Source organism: Alkalihalobacterium elongatum, assembly GCF_019024285.1.
GTDB lineage: Bacteria > Bacillota > Bacilli > Bacillales > Bacillaceae_F > Alkalihalobacterium > Alkalihalobacterium elongatum.
Genome location: NZ_WMKZ01000004.1, coordinates 209,678 through 230,189, shown reverse-complemented (window position 1 = coordinate 230,189; position 20,512 = coordinate 209,678). Strand labels below are relative to the sequence as shown.

The window sequence follows — 20,512 nt, the reverse complement described above, 5'->3', positions numbered from 1 at the left end:
TTGAGGAGTGGGAATAATGGATTTATTGAAGGATTTGCAATTTCGTGGGTTAGTTAATCAAGTTACTGATGAAGAAGGATTAGCTAAGCAATTATCGGAGGAGCAGTTAACGTTATACTGTGGTTTTGACCCGACAGCAGATAGCTTACACATTGGTCATCTACTTACAGTTCTGACGCTTAGAAGATTTCAGTTAGCTGGACATAAGCCGTTAGCGCTTGTAGGTGGTGCAACTGGTTTGATTGGTGACCCAAGTGGTAAAAAAGCAGAGAGAACACTTAATGAACGAGAAATTGTAGAGCAATTTACAGAAGGGATAAAAGCACAGTTATCAAGATTTCTTGATTTTGAAGGGGAATCAGGTGCTAAGCTAGTCAATAATTACGACTGGATTGGAAAGCTTGATGTCATTACGTTTTTAAGAGATGTGGGTAAGAACTTTAGTATTAACTATATGCTAGCTAAAGATTCTGTTGAGTCACGCATATCGTCTGGTATTTCATTTACTGAGTTTAGTTATATGATTTTACAGTCTTACGATTTTCTAAACCTATATAAAAATGAAAACTGTAGACTTCAAATTGGTGGTAGTGACCAATGGGGGAATATCACAGCTGGCTTAGAATTGATAAGAAAGACGTTAGGAGATCGAGAAAAAGCATTTGGTTTTACCATTCCACTCGTCACAAAAGCAGACGGAACGAAATTTGGGAAAACTGAAGGTGGAGCTATTTGGTTAGATCCAGAAAAAACAACACCATATGAATTTTATCAGTTTTTAATTAATACAGATGACCGTGACGTTATCAAGTTTATTAAATACTTTACTTTCCTTTCACATGAAGAAATTACTGAGTTAGAAAAAGCTGTTGAAACAGAACCGCATTTACGTTTTGCACAGCGTAGATTGGCAGAAGAGCTAACAAAAATTGTACATGGGGAAGAAGCTCTTCAACAAGCGATTAAAATCTCTGATGCTTTATTCAGTGGAGAAATTAAAAATTTAACTGCAAGTGAAATTAAACAAGGTTTTAAAGATGTTCCTTCTTTTAAATGTGAAGAAGAAAATATCGGCTTAGTTGATTTATTAGTTGCTGCAAAAGTTTCTCCTTCCAAACGTCAGGCGAGAGAAGACATTCAAAATGGAGCTATTTATATAAATGGTGAGAGAAATACAGATGTGGCTCGTCAATTACAAGAAGATGATAAGATTGAAGGACAATTTACAATTATTCGTCGAGGAAAGAAAAAGTACTACTTAATTCAATACTAATCTTTGATAAGGGAGAGGATGGCCATGGGCCATCCTTTTTCGTTTCTTAGGGTATTAGTAAAAGACGTAGAAATCAAAAAAAGAACGATTGGATAATCCAATCGTTCTTTTTCTTCTTATTAACGAGAGTAGAACTCTACGATTAATGCTTCTGTAATTTCAGCAGGAAGTTCAGAACGTTCTGGTAAACGAGTGAAAGTTCCTTCTAATTTTTCAGCGTCGAAAGAAATGTAACCAGGAACAAAGTTGTTCACTTCTACAGCTTCTTTAACTGCTGCTAAGTTTTGTGATTTTTCACGAAGAGAAATCGTTTGACCAGGTTTTACGCGGTATGAAGGAATATCAACGCGTCCTCCATCAACCATTACGTGACCGTGGTTTACAAGTTGACGAGCTCCACGACGAGTACGAGCAAGCCCCATGCGGTAAACTAGGTTATCAAGGCGAGATTCAAGTAAGATCATGAAGTTTTCACCGTGGATACCAGGCATTTTACCAGCATCGTCAAAAATACGACGGAATTGACGCTCGTTTACTCCGAACATGTGACGAAGCTTTTGCTTTTCCTGTAGTTGTAAACCGTATTCAGAGATTTTCTTACGTTGGTTAGGACCGTGTTGTCCTGGTGCGTAAGGGCGTTTTTCTAATTCTTTACCAGTACCGCTTAAAGAAATTCCTAAGCGACGAGATAATTTCCAAGATGGACCTGTATAACGAGCCATGAATGACTCCTCCTTTGTTATTTTGTTTGAGCAAAACAACAACAGTTTTGGCAATCTCCTGATATGGTCATTTTGCATTCATGCACCTTCGCTTCGACAGCTTGAAGTTACGTGATGCACCTCAAAACATCTATCAGCCGCTGAATTGAGGAACAAAATGAGAGGGTCCAAATCAAGTTTACCTTGGCTGTCATATTTCACACAAAAGACATTATATAACTTTAGAAATCCAATGTCAACACTAGGCGTTTTTTTAAGGCTCTTTTCTCAGAATACAATTAAAATAGTCCTTCTACAATTTATAGTAAAAGAATAATATATCAGGTATAATGGAATAAAGAATTATTGCACTTGGAAAAATTATCAACAAATCTAGTTTCAATTTCCTATTTTGGTCAATCATGAATGCTGTCTAAAGTATGTAACGGTGGTGCTATAACATGAATCAACTTAATGTAAACAAAGTTAATTCAATAGATGCTTCAAAACTTCTACAGGTGTCAGTAACGGACAGTCATTCGATTGAAAAGATTTTTCAATCAGCTGTCTTATTTTTAGCTGATCAAGAAGGTAAAATAATCACCATAAGAGAAATTGGCGGCTTAAAGACAAAAATGATTGAGGTATTATACCAATTAAAAGATAGTTTGCTAGAAAAAAAGTTTCCCTATGAAGTCAACGGGTGTCGTGCAGATATTATAGACGTGGCATTTCAAGATGTGACATGGAAGGGCTTTCTTGGAATTATTACAACTGCCAATAATCATTCAGAAGATCATCGGTCAACTACTAAAGCCTTTCTTGAAGGATTTCGTAACTCGTTAAACATATCATATAAATCACTAGCATCTGGAAGAGAAATGACCACAAGAGTTCAAAGTGAAGTGACAACTGGATTGTACTCTGTGTTAAGAGATGCTAATTATGTTATTAAACTCAAAAAAATAGCAAAACCACTTTTAGATTTAGTAAAAGCAACATATGAAGATATTATTATGGATGTCCTGCTTTATGAAAGTCTCGATGATGACTATTTTAGCTTAGTTACATCTACTCTAAATATAAATACAAATAGCTCTATATATAAAGATTGCTACTTACACAAAAGCTCGTTACCTAATGACTGGGCGATCTATTCTAAAAGTGAAATGATTGCTAATAATTGGCTAATGAGTGATTTAAACTATCAGTCAGGAATCATCGTTCCATTTGATAGTTATAATTCTTCAATAGCCCTTGTCATATTATTGAAAGGGCCACTAATGGAAGACGTGGAGTACGAAAAAATGCAAGGCTATCTTCAAGAAGCAAATTCAATACTATTGCAAGCGCATAGAAATGAAAGAACGAGCAATGAACAAAAAAGAAAAGCTCTTTTACTTCAAGTTACCAAAAAGTTACATTCATCTATGGATGTTGGAGAAGTTTTAGGTGAGATGATTAATGCGGTAGGAGAAATGTACCCTTCATTCTCGGTAAGTCTACTACTATCTAGAGATTGGAAAGTGAGTCCAGACTTGCCTGTCAAGCAGTTTTACTACGGTATAGACTCATATGGTGTTTGTGAGACTGCATTTTTAACAGGTGATATTCAGATTGAAGATGTAATGAAAGAGAGATTTTCAAGACTCTATGCACCTTTACGTGGTAAACAAGGGATTTACGGAGTTATGCAAATTGAAACGAAAAATTCAATGGTATTCCCTAAGCATGAAATAGAATTTATTGAGACGTTAGCAGATATTGGTGGTAATGCATTAGAGAATGCTGAATTATATCAGCAATCACAAAATTTAATAAATGACCTTCAATTAATTAACCAAACTTCACATCAACTAAATTCAAATTTAAGATTATCAGATACGATCCGGTTTATGACCGATCAAATTCTTCGCTCTTTTAATGCTGAAGAGGTTGGTTATATTATGTTTGCTAGTGGTGGGGAATTAAACGTACTCGAAGGAAGTACAGGATTTTATTTTACAGACCAAGCTCAAGTCCCATTATTGACTTTAAGTAATAAGATAAAGAGAGAAAAAGAAGCATTGTTTGTAGGTGATGCCAAAGCTGACGGAATTTATGAAATAGACCCGTATCAGTCTTTACTAGCTGTTCCTATGGTCCAAAGCGGTCAATTAAAAGGAATGGTTGTCGTTCTCCATAAAAACCCTTACCATTTTACGTTTGAAAACTTTAAGCTATTACAATCGCTCATTCATCATTCGACATTAGCATTCACAAACTCAATTTTACACGAAGAATTAGAACGTCTTGTCATAACGGACCACTTAACAAGGTTGTTTTCTCGAAATTATCTTGATCAGAAAATCCAAGAATCGATGTTTATCGATGCGTATGGATGCTTCATTTTAATTGATATAGATAATTTTAAGTCGATTAATGATACTTACGGACACCAAGTCGGGGATGACATCATTATTCAAGTAGCCAATGTAATGAAAAAGAATATTCGAGACCATGATATTGCTGCTAGATGGGGTGGAGAGGAATTAGCTATTTATCTACCTAAAGTTAATATCGAATCAGGTAAAAAAATTGCGGAACGAATTGTGAAGAGTGTTGCATTTGAGACAAGTCCTAGGGTAACAATATCGTGCGGAATTTCATACTGGGATCAAAGTGATGATCAGAAAACGTTAAAGCTACTGTTTAATACTGCAGATCAATGTCTTTATTTAGCAAAGAAATCAGGTAAAAACAAAGTGATTGATCAAAGTCAGTTATAAAATGGATGCTTTTGATGTTTGGGTTACTATGTTCAATATATTGAAAGAAAGGCTGACTTTAGTCAGTCTTTTTCTTATTAACGGGCTGTTGTGCTTTCACTTGGTTAACGGTCTATTGGCTTTAAGTAACATTATTTGAGAGATTTTTATGTGATGTTCTTTTTCTCTGCAAAAACCATCATAGTATTCGGTATTGCGGCAAAAGTAATGGTACTCTTGGACGATTCGACGGTAAATATAAAATGTATGCTTTCATTTCCTCGGAAAGTATTTAAATATATCAAAAAGTGTAGAAACATTCTGTCCCTTTGTCGAGAGGTTTACGGAGGGCTTCCCCCGAGTAGAAAGAAATATATAAATAGATAGTTTTAAAGGGGGAACGGGCAATGACAAATGAAAAAGAAAGTACGAAACTGAAAATAATGGATGCGGCTATTTCTTTATTTAACGTTCAAGGGTTTAATGGAACTTCTGTACGAATGATTGCTGATCGTGCTAATGTTAATGTTGCGTTAATTTCATATTATTTTGGAAACAAAAAAGGTTTACTAGAAGAACTTATGGCCACTTTCTTTGAAGGGTTTATTTCTGCATTAGATGAAGGGGTTCAATACTTAAACAAAAAGACATCTAGAGATTGTCTATTAACTGCTTTAGAAAATGCCCTTATTTATCAACAGGAAAATCATCATTTGGCACGTTTTGTACACCGTGAAATTACATTAGATACAATGCTCGTGCGAGAAGTGATGAGTACGTATTTAATGAAGGAAAAACATATGTACTATCAAATCATAAAAAATGGGATGGATCGTCAAGAATTTAAACGGCAACCGATTGATTTTATTATTATTCAACTAAGGGGGATGCTGATCATGCCGTTTTTACATCCGCAATATATTCGTGAAGTTCATCATTTAATTCCGCACGAGCGTTATTTTCTAAAACACTATATTAGCTATTTAGCGATGTGGATGGACAGTTACCTAAGTCAAAAACCGAATCATTTCGTGACTAAAGCATCAAGTTAGTTGTACTGGTACGTTAAACTCTGCTTTCTTGTAAAGTTTGTCTATACCTTGACCGAGTCCTTTTGCACTGTGAGCGTCTGATCCATAAATAAGTGGAATTTTTCTTTCCATAGCAGCGATAATAATATTTTCAGGAGGGTATGGTTCACCACATAATGGCTTCATGACCCCAGCACCATTATAATCTAATGCCATACCTTTAGTTTTTATTTTATCTAGCAACTCCATTAGGACAGCGTCGTAATTAATTGAATTGGGAAATTTCTTATGGAATTTTTTTACCAAAGAAATATGACCAATTCTTTTTGGTTTATAGACACCTAAGTTAGCTTCGATTGAATGATTGATTGTTGAAAAGTACGCATCATAAATGGCGTCGATCGATCCGAAAACATCTACCATCTCTTTAAACATTTCAGGGCTGTAATCTAGACAAAAATATTCATTAGAATACTTTAAGAAATGCACCGATAAAATTGCATCGTCTAAATATGGCCCAACTTCATCTAGCATCTTCCTTGTTTGTTCTTCAAAGCCCTCGATAAAATCTACCTCAAGCCCTAATAAAATATTGATTTTTCCTTTATACTTTTGCTTTAAATGCTGGACTTCATTTATGTAAAGAGTAAGATGCTCCAAAGCCATTGCACTATCCTTTTCTGGGACTGGATCACTAAAGCCACTAGGAAGCGGAGCATGCTCTGTAAAAGTAATTCCTGCTAAATTCAGTTCTAGCGCTCTCTCAATATATGACACCAAATGATCACTTGAACCGTGTGGACAAAATGGTGTGTGAACGTGTCCGTCGTGAATTATCATGAAAAACACTCCTTTTATTAATTTTTCCTAAAAAAGTCAACCAAAATCCTTTGTTACATGGTATCATAATATGTATCAGAATCTATCATAAAACATAAAAATCTGTAGAAATCTAGATGGCTTTATGATGGTTGTAACGACTACATACAATTAGGACTTGTCAGGATGGAAGGGAGATCCTTATATGGTTTATTTATATATAACAATCGCTATCGTAATACTGTTTTTTGGTTATGGAGCTTGGACAAGAAAAAGTTTGTACAAGCAGGTTGATCAATTAGAGGAATGGAAGCTCGATATATTAAATCGGCCGATTACCGAAGAAATAGCGAAAGTCAAAGGGTTGACAATGTCGGGGGAAACAGAGCAAAAGTTCGAAACGTGGCGTAAAGAATGGGACGGCATTGTTGATGTGGTACTCCCAGATATTGAAGAAGATTTATTTGATGTCGAAGAACTTGCCAATAAATATCGTTTTAATAAAGCAAAACAAAAAAATCTACTTATCGAAGAAAAACTAAAAGAAGTAGAAGATCAGTTGAGAGCTATGCTCGATGATATCGATATTTTAGTTCAAAGTGCGGAGCAAAATCGTACGGAAATTGGTGACGTGAAAAAGTTATATCAAGATCTCAAAAAGCGCTTTTCTTCGCATCGTACTTCATTTGGAAGAGCTGCGGATCTACTTGAAAAAAGAATTGAGGGAATTTATGAAAAATTTGCTTCGTTTGATGAAGCCACTAAGTCTGGGAACTATATTCAAGCCCGTGAAGTTCTAGTGATAATTACCGATGAAATCACTGCGGAAAAATTAGTGATGGAAGCTATTCCTAAATTTCTCGTACAGCTACAAACGAATATCCCAGGTGAATTAAAAAATCTATATTTTGGTATGAAAGATATGGAAGAGGCTGGGTTTGACCTAAGTCATTTTAATTTTGAAAAAGATATACAAACTATTAAAGAAGCCTCTGAAGATTTAATTGTAGCCGTACATTCTCTAGAACTAGAAGGTATGGATGAGAAAATTAATGAGCATATCAAAAAAGTAGATAGCATCTATGACGCACTAGAGGTTGAAGCAACATCAAAACAAACTGTTCAAGCGTATTTAGAACAAATAGCTGAAAAGTTTATTCGTACCGATGAGAAAATAGAGGATTTAAATGAAGATGCGAAGTTAGTTCAACAAAGCTACCGTGTTGCTGAAGAACAATTGAAAAACCACCAGAAAATTAATAAACAATTAAAAGAATTGACAACACAATTAAGTGTGATAGAAGATGCAGCACTTAAAAATACGCAATCCTTTACTACATTGCAAGCGATGGTTGAAATATTTAATAGCGAATATGAACAGCTAGAAGAAGCGTTAGAAGCTTCTCGTATAGCACTTGATACTTTACGTAAGGATGAACTTAAGGCAAAAGAGACATTAAAAGAATTAAAGTTTAAATTACTTGAAGGTAAACGAATGGTTCAGAAAAGTAATATACCTGGGTTACCATCTTACATAAACAGTGAGCTGGAAGAAGGGGAAGAAAAGCTATTAGCTGCAATTGAAAAATTACAAGAAATTCCTCTAGATTTAAATGGGGTTATCCATATTGTTGAACAAGCTGCAATAGCAGTAAATAACGTGTATACACTAATAGAAGAAACCGTTGAAAAATCAAAAATAGCAGAACGGTTAATCCAATATGGAAATCGCTATCGGAGAAAGTCAGAGGAAACAAATACACAACTTAGTGAAGCAGAAATGGCGTTTAGAAGCTTTTATTATGATGATGCTATTGAGCTTGCTTCGACGGCCATTCAAAAGTACGAACCAAACATCCTTGAAGAGTTATCGGAAAAAGAAAAGGAAACTGTTTCAGTTTAGTTAATGTATCGTCTGTCAAAATAAGGAGGGTAAAATGAAAAAAAGTATTTTGCTTATTATTTCTTCATTTTCTTGTATAGCCGTTTGGACAGCTGTATTATTTACCCTCCTTAAACCATCAATAGCCGTAGAACAATCAGAAGTAATTGATTATTTGGTTTTTGAAAATGCACAAGTTTTAGTGGATGAGGAGCCATCACCACAAGTTGTAGAAAGTAAGAAATGGATAGGAGAAAAAGGTATTACCTTACAGGAAGCAAAACAACTCACTCCTAATCAAGAAATATCAATAGATGAGTTACTTGATATGATGAATAAAGAAGAGGCTGACAGATAATGTGTCAGCCTCTTCTTTTTAACTTGCGTTATGGTAGCTATTGCTTACTTCAAGATTCTTTTTTTATACTCCCATAAAGGTAGCCAATAATTGCACCAATAATTGCTGGAATAAGCCAGCCAACACCTTCTGCATAAAGTGGAATGTAATTGTATAGGGAATTAATAAAGTTTAGCTGCATGGATGTTACATTTAAACCATCCACAATACTAATTAAGCCAGCACCGATTAAGGCACCACCATATACTTGTGGCATACCTTTAAATGCCTTGTGTAAAAATGAAAGAACAATCAGTACAATCGCAATTGGATAAATGGCAATTAAAACTGGTAAAGAGAAAGAAATAAGTTGAGCTAATCCCATGTTAGCCATTGTTAAGCTGAAAATACAAAGGATCGCTACAATCAAAGGATATGACACTTTAGGCATCAGTTTAACAAAATATTCACCACAAGCCGATACGAGACCAACTGAAGTAGTTAAGCAGGCCACAGTAATAACAACGGCTAATAAAATCGTTCCAAGCACACCAAACAACTCATTTGCAATTCCAGAGAGAATTGCTCCACCATTATCTAGCATACCGAGCGTTGAAACGCTGCTTGCTCCTAAATAAGCTAATGCTAAATATACGAGTGCTAATCCTGTCCCTGCGATGATCCCAGCCTTTAAAGTAATCGAAGTGATCGCTTTTTTGTCGGTCACTCCACGCTCTGTAATACGTGACACAATCACGATACCGAATACGAGTGCTGCAATTGTATCCATCGTTAAATAACCATCAAGGAAGCCTTTAAAAAACGGAGCAGCTTCATATTCTGGTGAAACACCTTCAATGGCACCAAGTGGTGTAACAATACCTTTTACAGCAAGTACTGTGATGATTAGTAATAAGATAGGTGTAAGTAGCTTACCAACTCGGTCAACAAGTTTGGTTGGATTAAGTGCTAACCAAAATGTTAGTCCGAAGAAAGCAATTGTATATAAAAATAATGGCATATTAGAACTTACAACAGAAGCACTTAAAAATGGGACTGCACCGATTTCGTAAGCAACTGTCCCTGTTCTAGGAATCCCGAAGAATGGACCGATAGCTAAATACATCGTTAATGTAAAGATAACTCCAAATAATGGGTGAACTCTATTTGATAAGTTTTGGAGATTTCCTCCTGCACGAGCAATTGCAATTATAGCTAAAAGTGGAAGGCCCACTCCAGTAATTAAAAAGCCAATCGTACTTACCCATACATTTTCCCCTGCAGCTTGCCCCATCGCAGGTGGAAAAATTAAATTTCCGGCACCTAAAAATAACGCAAAGGTCATTAAACCAATGGCGACAGTTTCTTTTGTTGAAAGTGTATTCATATCGTTTACCTCCGGTGAAAACGTTTTCTTTGTCTTTTACATACTATCATAATTTTTTTAAAATTATATTTGTACAAAATAAGATGTAAAATTAAAATAATTCCCCAATTTCAAAATTCTCTTTGCTAAAGGTGTTTGTACTCCTACTACATCCGTAGAAAAAAGATCCATCTTTCAGAAATACCATTCAACTACTAGATGTGATATGATAATTAGTTGTAAAATGATATGGCTTATATTCGTTTAGAAGGGGTAGTTTGTGAATGATTTATTTAGACAATAGTGCAACAACAAAACCCTATAAAGAAGTTCTTGAGACATATGTAACGGTTTCTGAACAATACTTTGGCAACCCTTCCTCTCTTCATAGTTTAGGTTTAGAAGCAGAGAAAGTCCTAACTAAGTCTAGAGAAGTTGTCGCAAAACTGTTAGGTGTTCAGTCGAAAGAAGTTATTTTTACTTCTGGAGGAACAGAAGGAAATAATTTAGCTATAAAAGGTATTGCTTTAGAACATAGTTCTAGAGGGAAACATCTTATTACATCTGTAATTGAACATGCTTCATCGTATGAAACTTTTTCAGAATTGGAAAAGAAAGGTTTTGAAGTAACCTATTTACCTGTAAACCAATCGGGACACATATCAATAGAAGAGTTGAAACGCGCACTCCGCTCCGATACAGTTTTAGTATCACTAATACATGTAAATAATGAAACTGGAGCAGCTCAACCTATTGAGGAAATTGGAAAAGTACTAAAAGAGTACCCAAAAGTATTTTTTCATGTTGACCATGTACAAGGAATAACAAAAGTGCCCGTTCATCTTAAGAACAACCATATTGATTTATGTACAATATCAGGCCATAAATTTCATGGTGTAAAAGGAACTGGTGCATTATATGTAAGAGAGGGAATTACTTTAAGCCCTATGTTGCATGGTGGTGTTCAAGAAGCTAGGTTTAGAGCAGGCACAGAAAATGTTCCTGGTATGGCGGCCTTAGCTAAAGCTCTCCGAATGTCAACGGACAAAGCGCAAGAGCGAAAAGATCACTTAATTCAGCTGCAACAAAAAGCAGTTAATGGGTTGCAAGAGATAGATGGGGTTGTTGTTAATAGTGGTATCGGTGACCGACATGCTCCTCATATCGTGAATTTCTCTATTCCTGGAGCAAAACCTGAAGTAATTATTCAAGCTTTATCACATCAACAAGTGTATGTTTCAACTAAATCAGCTTGTTCGTCTAAATTATCTTCACCGAGTCGGATCTTAATGGAGATGGGCTTGGGTAATAAACGGGCGGAAAGTGCTATTAGGATTAGTTTTTCCTATGATACGAAGAACGAAGAAATTGAAGCATTTATTAAGGTTATGAAAAAAGAAGTACCAAAATTATTACAAGTAATGAGGTAGAAAAATGAAATATGATCATATTTTAGTTCGTGTTGGTGAATTGGCACTTAAAGGAAAAAATCGATCAGTGTTTGAAAAAGCATTGGCTAGTAATATTAATGTGGTATTAAAAGGTTATGACGTGAAAGTTCATAGAATGTTTGGAAGAATTATGATTGAATTACATGATACACGTGAAGAGGAAATTATTGAAAAACTAAAAGATGTATTCGGAATTCATTCTTTTAGCCTGGCTTTGAAAGTGGAAAACGAATTAGAGCAAATTCAAAAGGGTGCACTTGCTGCACTATTGGATACGAGAAATCAGCCTGTACGCACCTTTAAAGTAACGGCAAAGCGTCCTAATAAAAACTTTCCAATTGACTCTCAATCTTTAAATCCATTAATTGGTGGATATGTATTGACAAATACAGAAGATATAACGGTTGATGTTCATAACCCAGATGTAGAAATAAGAGTCGAAGTTCGTGAGGCCGCTACGTATATTACATGTGGTAACATTCCAGGTGCTGGCGGCTTACCTGTTGGTACCGGTGGTAAAGTAATGCTAATGCTTTCAGGAGGGATTGATAGTCCAGTTGCGGGTTATTTAACGATGAAGCGTGGCGTTAAAATTAATGCTATTCATTTCCATAGTCCACCGTATACAAACGAACGTGCTAAAGAAAAAGTAAAAGACCTTGTAAGAATATTAACGAAATATTGCGGGACGATTCAATTGCACCTCGTTCCATTTACTGAAATGCAAACGACTATTCATGAAAAGATCCCAGGCGATTATGCGATGACAATTATGAGAAGAATGATGATGCGTATTAGTGAAAAAATTGCTGATCAGCAAAAGGCTTTAGCGATAACAACTGGAGAAAGCTTAGGACAAGTCGCAAGTCAAACACTTCATAGTATGAATACGATCAACGAAGTCACCAATTTACCAATCATACGTCCATTAGTGACAATGGATAAGCTAGAGGTAATTGACATTGCTAAAAAGATTGGCACATATGAAACTTCAATTTTACCGTTTGAAGACTGTTGTACGATCTTTTTACCTCCAAACTCAAAAACGAGACCTAGAAGAGAATTAGCAAATAAATTTGAAGGCAACTTTGATTTTGCTGCTTTAATCGATAAAGCAGTTGCTGAAACAGAAGTTGTTACGATTCGTAATCAAGCGAAAGAAGAGCAAAATGTGGATCATTTATTTTAAAGGAATACAGGAAAAAAGACTGCAGCAGCAGTCTTTTTTTGTCGAATCTTATGTTAAATATACAATAATGCTATTGTCAACTAAGATGTAACAATTACCAATGAGAAATTTGTATTAAAACACCTCATCTGACACAGTCTATAGTTACAAAGGAGGTGAGACACATGCCAAACAACAACAGCTCAAACCAATTAGTAGTACCTGGTGTACAACAAGCATTAGACCAAATGAAATACGAAATCGCTCAAGAGTTCGGTGTTCAACTTGGTCCAGACTCAACTTCACGTGCTAACGGTTCTGTCGGTGGTGAAATCACTAAACGTTTAGTAGCTATGGCAGAGCAACAAATGAGTGGTTTTCAACAACAATAATCAAAAATACCATTAATATCATGGCTGATGAGGGTACGGTTTATACCGTACCCTTTATTTTTTTTATAAAAAAAAATATTCAAAATAATAGTCGAATTCTGTTATAATAAACTTGTCCGATATTTTTTGATGAGGGGGAAACTACATGAAACGCGAAGATTTAATTGCTCCAGAGTATTACAACTTATCACAAGAAGTAGAGAAATTTGCACAAAACGAGGACTTAGTAGCCATCAAATGGTTAAGTGAAGCAGGGGAAATTCGTAATGTCAAATATGTGGAGTTAGTAAAACAAGTAAACAAGATTGCAAACGCTTTCGTAAGCCAAGGTTTAAATCAAGGAGACAGAGTATTATTACTTCTTCCAAGATTACCAGAGGCGTATTTTACTTATTTAGCTTGCTTAAAAGCAGGTTTAGTTATTATTCCTTGTTCGGAAATGCTCCGTGCAAAAGATTTAATCTATCGTATTAATCATGCGGAAGCAAAAGCTGTAATTGCATATCACCAATTCACAACTGAAGTAAATCTAATTGAAGAAGAAATGCCTTCATTATCTTACAAGTTTGTTGTTGGTGCTGAAGAAGAAGGATGGGTATCGCTTGATGCATTAGCTGCAGAAGCAAGTGATGTTTATGAAGGCGCTAAAACAAAACGTGATGAAATGGCATTCTTACCATATACTTCCGGAACAACTGGAAACCCTAAAGCTGTTGTACACACGCACGGGTGGGCTTTTGCACACTTGCAAACGGCTTCTAAAAAATGGTTAGGCGTTCAAGAAGGAGATTCAGTTTGGGCAACTGCTGCTCCAGGTTGGCAAAAGTGGATTTGGAGTCCATTCTTATCGACAATCGGTATGGGAGCAACTGCTTTTGTATACCACGGTAAATTTGACCCAAATAAGTTCTTACAACTTCTTCAAGAACATGAAATTAACGTATTATGTTGTACACCTACAGAGTATCGTTTAATGGCAAAAGTAGATAATATTGAACAATATTCTTTACCAGCACTACGTAGTACTGTATCTGCAGGTGAGCCATTGAACCGCCAAGTTATTGATACATTTAAGAAGCACTTTGATGTAGAAGTACGTGATGGTTATGGTCAAACAGAAAATACTTTATTAGTTGGTACTTTAATGGGTATGGAAATTAAGCCAGGTTCAATGGGTAAACCGACACCAGGAAACCAAGTTGAAGTTATTGACGAAGATGGAAACCCTGTACAACCAGGTGAAGTAGGGGATATCGCCGTACACCGCAGTACACCAGCTCTATTTACAGAGTATTATAAAGATCCTGAGCGTACAGCAATGGCGTTCCGTGGAGATTGGTATATTACAGGTGACCAAGCGAAAAAAGATGAAGATGGTTACTTCTGGTTTGAAGGTCGTAGCGATGATATCATCATTAGTTCTGGTTATACAATTGGGCCATTTGAAGTTGAAGATGCTTTAACTAAGCACCCTGCAGTTAAGGAATGTGCAGTTGTAGGAAGCCCTGACGAAATTCGTGGAAGCGTAGTAAAAGCTTTCATCGTTCTTAGAAACCCTGAAGACGAAAAAGATGAAAACTTAATCGCAAGCTTACAAGATCACGTTAAAACGTTAACAGCTCCTTATAAGTATCCAAGACGTATTGAATTTGTTCAAGACTTACCAAAAACAACTTCAGGAAAAATCCGTCGTGTTGAATTACGTCAACGTGAAAAGGAAATGTACGCTTAATTAATATATGAAACTTTGAATGAGTGAGCGCTCGTTTTTCAAAAAAGGTAGGAGTTTATACTCCTACCTTTTATTTTCGAATTTTCCCGTGTTAACTGGTGCTTGCTGATAACCTGAACAATATTTGTATTTTTTGTTCAGTTTTGTGAAGATGTTGAAAGTAAGTATGTTAAAGAAGGTGAGTGTAAAAATGGCAACATTGTGGTATGATGGTACTTTTTATACGATGAAAGAAGAAGATGAAAAGGTCGAGGCAGTCTTAACAAAAGACGGAGTAATTAAAGCAATAGGCAATGTCACTGACATTGAACGAAATTTTGAACGTGAAATTACTAAAAAAATTAGTATTAACGGAGGGTATGCTTATCCAGGCTTTGTCGATAGCCATTTACATATGATCGGGCACGGTGAGCGGTTAATTCGTCTAGATTTATCTGAAGTTAATTCTGCTTTAAAAATGAAAGACTTATTACTTGAAAAAGTGAATGAAGCTGAAGCAGGAGATTGGATTATTGGAGAGGGATGGAATGAAAATAATTTTTCGGATCGAAAAATCTTTCATTTTACTGAATTAGATGAGATTGCTCCTAACCATCCGATGTTGCTAAAAAGAGTTTGTCGTCACGCACTATTAGCCAATAGTAAAGCGATGGAATTAGCAGATGTTAAAGTAGAAACTCCTGACCCGCAAGGTGGTGTGATTGTACGTGATACAGACGGTCAGCCAACAGGTTATTTTCTTGATGAAGCACAGGAATTAATAAAGCAAGTCGTTCCAGAAGACAGCAAGCACTATTTACATAAAGCACTAAGCAAATCTGTCGATGATATGCTTAAACTCGGTTTAGTTGGCGGCCATACTGAAGATCTATCTTATTACGGCTCTCCAGACAGACCATTACAAGCATTTGAAGAAGTTATAGATGGTAATAAGCGAAAGTTTAGAGCACATTTGCTTGTTCACCATCAAGTTGCTAAAACAGTAGAGGAAGAGCATACTAGTAAATTTAAGGACCATCCATATATTGAATTAGGAGCTGTAAAAATATTTGCTGATGGTGCTTTAGGCGGAAGAACAGCATTATTAAGTGCACCGTATAACGATGCTCCTGATACAACAGGTGTCGCTATTCATTCGGAAGAAGAGTTTGGCGAGATTGTTCAATTTGCTCGATCGATAAAAAAACCAGTAGCTATTCATACAATTGGTGATTTAGCTGTCGAGTATGCATTAAATGCATTAGAGAAATACCCGTTAATTGGAGAGTTACCCGATCGATTAATACATGTGCAAGTCTTAAGACCAGAATTAGTCGAACGAATGAAGAAACTACCACTAATACTCGATATTCAGCCATCTTTTGTTGCTACCGACTTTCCTTGGGTAGAAGAAAGACTCGGATACGAAAGGTTATCTTTAGCCTTTGCCTGGAAATCGTTACTGGACAATGGTTTTGTATGTGCTGGGGGATCAGACGCTCCGATTGAGAGTGTAAATCCATTGGTAGGGATCCATGCAGCTGTAACGAGAAGAAAATTAACTGAGGATCATGAAGGCTACTTACCAAATCAAAAGCTTTCAATGTTTGAAGCAATCCAATTATATACGTCTGGAAGTGCTGCAGCAATTAATAAACAGGATAAGTACGGAATAATTAGTGAAGGTTATGCTGCCGATTTTACTATACTAGAGAAGGATCTTTTTTCATTAAAAGGAAATAACATAATTGAAGCTAACCCAATCATGACAGTTGTTGATGAAACTATTATGTATGAAAAAGGAAAAGGCTGACGGAATGTCAGCCTTTTAATCATATTGCAGGCACCTTCCGCTTTTCTATCCTATAAAAATTTTCTTTGGACTTTTTGCCAGAATGAATTGTTTTTTAGTTTTAGGACTTTAATTTGGCGTGGGGATACTTTAATTTCTAATTGTTTTGCATGACGAATACTCATCGCTTCATTGTCTAAGCCGATTATTGGATGGTCATTTCCGTCTTGAACAATTTCAAGTTTAAGGGTACGAGTATCACTCAATAGAAAAGAAGTACCTAAAGTACGGTAGTCATTATTATTAATAGAAGCAATTTCACTAACTTGCATAGAAGGTAATCGCGGGTCAACTACAGCTCCACGAACAGACTTGTTATAAGCTGTACTACCTGTTGGAGTTGAAACAATCATCCCGTCGCCTCTAAATGTTTCAAAATGCTCATTATCAATGAAAACTTCGATAACTAATGTTTTAATGACATTTGAGCGAATACTACATTCGTTTATACAGTAGTACGGAGTCTCCTCATCAATTTTTACTTCAATCGTTGAGTATTTTCGTACTTCTACTTGTTCATTTTTCATAGAAGTCATCATTTTATCGACCTCTTGAAGGGTAAAGTCAGTATAGAAACCGATATCTTCAGTATTTAAGCCGACATATAGGCAGTCATCCTTAAAGTTTGTTTTACGCAAAGCTTGTAAAAAAGCATTGTCTCCCCCAACTGAAACAATGATATTCGCTTCATTTACTTCGTGAACGACTTCAAAACCGTGCTCAGCAGTTAGCTCTTTTAGTGGAGAAACTTTCTCTTCCATTTCTGGAGTATGTTTATAAAAGAAAAAAATATTTTTGCGATTTGGCATATGTAAACTTCCTTTCAGATAATATTACCTATTGTAGAAAAATTTTTTCATAGGTAGTATTGGCATCTCTTTTATTGTACATTCGTTTCATAATTTCTAACAGTATGCTAAAATTTAACAATGTATTAATGTATAGGAGTGTTTTAGTATGAGTAAAAAAAGATGGCTTGCGCTATTAGCAGTTGTTGTCCTTTTTATCCTATCCACAACGTTTAACTTTAGGGCTGCAACAACTACTACGAATTGGGATGAACTAATTACAGGTGTTGACCGTAAGTGGGTGGAAAGAACGATACGTGAAGGTGACAGAAAAGAAAAAATTGTAGTTTTAGATGTAAATGGCGTCATACAAGATCAAGACGATAGTTCCTTGTTATTTCAAACACCAGGGTACAGACACCGAACCTTTTTACAAATGCTCGAATACGCAGGTAAAGATCCAGATGTAGAGGGAATCATTATTCGGGTTAATTCTCCAGGTGGCGGAGTCGTTGAAAGTGCTGAAGTATACGATAAAATTAGAAGTATTCAAGAAGAGTATTTTAAAAAAGTGTACGTATCAATGGGCAGTATGGCAGCTTCTGGTGGATATTACATAGCCGCTCCCGCGGATAAGATTTTTGCTAATAACTCTACGATTACAGGTTCTCTAGGTGTTATTATGCAATCGTTTAATGTAGCAGAATTAGCTGAACAAATTGGAATAAAAGAACAAACCATTAAAAGTGGTGAGTATAAAGATATCATGTCTCCTACTAGGGATATGACGGATGATGAGAGAGAAATCCTTCAATCGATTATTGATGATGCATATAATGAATTTGTCAACGTTATTGTTGAAGGAAGAGGTCTAACAGAGACTGAGGTTAGAAACATAGCTGACGGTCGTATTTATAGTGGAGCTCAAGCGAAGGAACTCGATTTAGTCGATGAAATTGGAAGTTATGAAGAAACAGTTGATGCATTAATTGAAGATTTAGGGTTTGGAAACCTCCAAGTCATTCGATATGAAACATCAGTAGGGTTTAATGATTTACTTCAATTATCTGCTGAACGGCTATCGACTGACCAAGGTGATTTACTTGGATTGCAACAATTATTACGACAAACAAATTCCCCGACTCTAATGTATTTATATACGAAGTAGGAGAAGGCTTATGGAAAATAATTTTAACGAATTACATGAAGAAGAAACAGAAGTGATAGATAAGCAAGTCGAAGACAATTACCGTTATGCAGGATTTTGGATGCGATTTTGGGCATTTCTGCTTGATGGTATTATTATCTTTAGTATTAATGGTATACTCGTTACTCCCGTGTTATCCTTGTTAGACCTAACAAGAGAAGTGATATGGTTTTTCTCTATAGCTGGATTACTATCAGCTTTAGTTGGATTTATTTATTTTACACTGATGACGAAATACTTTTCGCAAACTTTAGGTAAACAAGTTTTTGGTATAAAAGTTATTCAAACAAATGGTGAAACCCTTTCTTGGAAAACGGTTATGTTTCGAGAAGTCGTAGGTCGTTACTTACATTACCCGTTTTTACCTTTAAAATTAATTTATCTAATGGTTCCGTTTTCTAGAAAAAAACAAGGCTTACATGATCGAATTGCAGAAACATACGTCATCTATGAAGAAAGATAAACCTATCATTTTGATAGGTTTATTTTTTTGATTTTGGTCAATAATGGAAGAGGTTAAGTACTAAAACTTTAATCTAAAAATGAAATGGTGATTAGAATGAATATCTTCATTCTCGTTATATTAATAATTCTTTTGCTCTTATTTATTATTTGTATAACAAAATTAACGATCTTTATTAGTTATTATCATAATGGTGACGATGATGAACTGATGGTTCGGGTCCGTATGTGGAGAATTTTTTCTTACACATTTAAAGCTCCTCTGATAAAAATTGATAAAGACTCTCCTTCAATAATTGTTGAAGAGGAACAAGAAATTGGTGGAATAGAAGATGAGAAAAAAGTAAAAATAACTTTTGAGAGGATCATGAAAGAACTTCAAAGGATTAAGGATTTTCTACAGCATGTCGTCGGCTTCCACAAAATTGTCCGCAGATTTTTAAAACACGTATCTGTTAAGGATTTAAGGTGGACAACGAATGTTGGAGTTTCAGATGCCGCGTTAACGGGTTTTCTGTCAGGAATGGCCTGGTCAGTAAAAGGTGGTATCATCGGTTTAATTGCAAATTACACACGGATGAGGAATATGCCCAAATTGACCATTAATCCTCATTTCCAACAAACGCTTTCTCAAACTGATTTTAAATGTATAGTTTCTTTTAGAATCGGTTATTCTATCATCGCAGGAATTCTTGTTTTAAAGCACTGGAAAAGGCGCCCAGCTTCATTAAAAACAAGTGAGGAAGAGGCATAACTCAATTTCAACTACATAATTTAAAAGTTAAGAAATAAATGGTTGATAATTGGGGACACTAGAAATATCACAAAAATGACAGGAGGTATTTATTATGTCAGATCATCCTATTCAAGGCTTAATGAAAACAGCTATGGAAAATTTAAAAGAAATGGTTGATGTAAATACAATCGTTGGTGACCCAGTTGAAACTCCTGATGGCAGTGTGATCATGCCAATTTCAAAAGTTGGTTTCGGTTTTGCAGCTGGTGGTAGTGAATTCGTTGTTGACCATAAAACAGCAACGGGTACAACTGAAACGCTAAATCCTTTTGGTGGAGGTAGCGGTGGTGGTGTATCAATCACACCAATCGCATTTTTAGTTGTAAGCTCGACAGGTGTTAAAATGGTACACTTAGACAGCAATACACACTTATATGAAAAACTTCTTGATTTTGCTCCACAAGTAGTTGATAAAATTCAACAAATGGTTAACAATGGTGGCGGAAATCAAGATGAAACAAAAATTACAACTACAACGTCAACAACTTCTACATTAGAAGATATTGATCCAGACCGATTAACTTAAACT

At 35.7% G+C, this 20,512-nt stretch carries 18 protein-coding genes; 14 read left to right on the top strand and 4 right to left on the bottom strand.

Features of this window, described 5'->3' with window-relative positions; all coding sequences use genetic code 11:
• Positions 1 to 16 precede the first annotated feature (16 nt).
• The gene (gene tyrS / locus GKP30_RS08305; protein ID WP_216828959.1) at positions 17 to 1,273 is read left to right on the top strand and encodes a tyrosine--tRNA ligase; all 1,257 of its coding nucleotides are present in this window, start codon (positions 17 to 19) and stop codon (positions 1,271 to 1,273) included.
• Positions 1,274 to 1,392: 119 nt separating this feature from the next.
• Here the strand turns inward: tyrS and rpsD are convergent, their stop codons facing one another.
• Positions 1,393 to 1,995 carry a 30S ribosomal protein S4 gene (gene rpsD, locus GKP30_RS08300; protein WP_216828958.1) on the bottom strand — a complete coding sequence of 201 codons (603 nt, stop codon included), beginning with the start codon at positions 1,993 to 1,995 and terminating at the stop codon, positions 1,393 to 1,395.
• 440 nt (positions 1,996 to 2,435) lie between these two features.
• Between rpsD and GKP30_RS23440 the strand changes: the two genes are divergently transcribed.
• Together GKP30_RS23440 and refZ are read left to right on the top strand one after the other, a co-directional pair.
• Entirely contained in the window at positions 2,436 to 4,742 is a 2,307-nt protein-coding gene (locus tag GKP30_RS23440; protein ID WP_236034963.1) for a sensor domain-containing diguanylate cyclase, read from the top strand.
• Positions 4,743 to 5,128: 386 nt separating this feature from the next.
• Positions 5,129 to 5,773 carry a forespore capture DNA-binding protein RefZ gene (gene refZ, locus GKP30_RS08290; protein WP_216828957.1) on the top strand — a complete coding sequence of 215 codons (645 nt, stop codon included), beginning with the start codon at positions 5,129 to 5,131 and terminating at the stop codon, positions 5,771 to 5,773.
• On the opposite strand, the gene hisJ is transcribed toward refZ, so the two are convergent.
• Positions 5,765 to 6,592 (bottom strand): histidinol-phosphatase HisJ, encoded by an 828-nt coding sequence (gene hisJ, locus GKP30_RS08285; RefSeq protein ID WP_236034962.1) that lies wholly within the window; start codon positions 6,590 to 6,592, stop codon positions 5,765 to 5,767. The two genes, refZ and hisJ, sit on opposite strands and share 9 nt — an antisense overlap.
• A 184-nt stretch (positions 6,593 to 6,776) precedes the next feature.
• Between hisJ and ezrA the strand changes: the two genes are divergently transcribed.
• Both ezrA and GKP30_RS08275 read left to right on the top strand, forming a co-directional pair.
• Complete coding sequence (gene ezrA / locus GKP30_RS08280; protein WP_216828956.1) at positions 6,777 to 8,474, top strand: septation ring formation regulator EzrA; 1,698 nt, start codon at positions 6,777 to 6,779, stop codon at positions 8,472 to 8,474.
• Between the two features lie 34 nt (positions 8,475 to 8,508).
• Positions 8,509 to 8,811 (top strand): hypothetical protein, encoded by a 303-nt coding sequence (locus GKP30_RS08275; protein ID WP_216828955.1) that lies wholly within the window; start codon positions 8,509 to 8,511, stop codon positions 8,809 to 8,811.
• 49 nt (positions 8,812 to 8,860) lie between these two features.
• Here the strand turns inward: GKP30_RS08275 and brnQ are convergent, their stop codons facing one another.
• Positions 8,861 to 10,177, bottom strand: a complete 1,317-nt coding sequence (gene brnQ, locus GKP30_RS08270; protein ID WP_216828954.1) for a branched-chain amino acid transport system II carrier protein — start codon at positions 10,175 to 10,177, stop codon at positions 8,861 to 8,863.
• A 263-nt stretch (positions 10,178 to 10,440) separates the two neighbouring features.
• Between brnQ and GKP30_RS08265 the strand changes: the two genes are divergently transcribed.
• The 5 genes from GKP30_RS08265 (at position 10,441) to GKP30_RS08245 (ending at position 16,691) form a co-directional block, all read left to right on the top strand.
• Positions 10,441 to 11,586, top strand: coding sequence for a cysteine desulfurase family protein (locus GKP30_RS08265; protein ID WP_216828953.1), 1,146 nt, complete (start codon positions 10,441 to 10,443; stop codon positions 11,584 to 11,586).
• Between the two features lie 4 nt (positions 11,587 to 11,590).
• Positions 11,591 to 12,796, top strand: a complete 1,206-nt coding sequence (gene thiI / locus GKP30_RS08260; protein ID WP_216828952.1) for a tRNA uracil 4-sulfurtransferase ThiI — start codon at positions 11,591 to 11,593, stop codon at positions 12,794 to 12,796.
• A 164-nt stretch (positions 12,797 to 12,960) separates the two neighbouring features.
• Positions 12,961 to 13,167 carry an alpha/beta-type small acid-soluble spore protein gene (locus tag GKP30_RS08255; protein WP_216828951.1) on the top strand — a complete coding sequence of 69 codons (207 nt, stop codon included), beginning with the start codon at positions 12,961 to 12,963 and terminating at the stop codon, positions 13,165 to 13,167.
• A gap of 145 nt (positions 13,168 to 13,312) precedes the next feature.
• The gene (gene mbcS / locus GKP30_RS08250; protein ID WP_216828950.1) at positions 13,313 to 14,899 is read left to right on the top strand and encodes an acyl-CoA synthetase MbcS; all 1,587 of its coding nucleotides are present in this window, start codon (positions 13,313 to 13,315) and stop codon (positions 14,897 to 14,899) included.
• Between the two features lie 190 nt (positions 14,900 to 15,089).
• Positions 15,090 to 16,691, top strand: coding sequence for an amidohydrolase (locus tag GKP30_RS08245; RefSeq protein ID WP_216828949.1), 1,602 nt, complete (start codon positions 15,090 to 15,092; stop codon positions 16,689 to 16,691).
• Positions 16,692 to 16,741: 50 nt separating this feature from the next.
• Here GKP30_RS08245 and GKP30_RS08240 read toward each other — a convergent pair whose 3' ends face one another.
• Positions 16,742 to 17,539: an NAD kinase gene (locus GKP30_RS08240; protein WP_216828948.1), complete on the bottom strand. Its 798-nt coding sequence runs from the start codon at positions 17,537 to 17,539 to the stop codon at positions 16,742 to 16,744.
• A gap of 148 nt (positions 17,540 to 17,687) precedes the next feature.
• On the opposite strand from GKP30_RS08240, the gene sppA reads away from it, so the two are divergent.
• From sppA to ytfJ, 4 genes are all read left to right on the top strand, one after another.
• Positions 17,688 to 18,686 (top strand): signal peptide peptidase SppA, encoded by a 999-nt coding sequence (gene sppA, locus GKP30_RS08235; RefSeq protein WP_216828947.1) that lies wholly within the window; start codon positions 17,688 to 17,690, stop codon positions 18,684 to 18,686.
• 10 nt (positions 18,687 to 18,696) lie between these two features.
• The gene (locus GKP30_RS08230) at positions 18,697 to 19,188 is read left to right on the top strand and encodes an RDD family protein (protein WP_216828946.1); all 492 of its coding nucleotides are present in this window, start codon (positions 18,697 to 18,699) and stop codon (positions 19,186 to 19,188) included.
• Positions 19,189 to 19,284: 96 nt separating this feature from the next.
• The gene (locus tag GKP30_RS08225) at positions 19,285 to 19,941 is read left to right on the top strand and encodes a DUF2953 domain-containing protein (protein ID WP_216828945.1); all 657 of its coding nucleotides are present in this window, start codon (positions 19,285 to 19,287) and stop codon (positions 19,939 to 19,941) included.
• 94 nt (positions 19,942 to 20,035) lie between these two features.
• Positions 20,036 to 20,509 (top strand): GerW family sporulation protein, encoded by a 474-nt coding sequence (gene ytfJ, locus GKP30_RS08220; RefSeq protein ID WP_216828944.1) that lies wholly within the window; start codon positions 20,036 to 20,038, stop codon positions 20,507 to 20,509.
• The last annotated feature ends 3 nt before the right edge of the window (positions 20,510 to 20,512 follow it).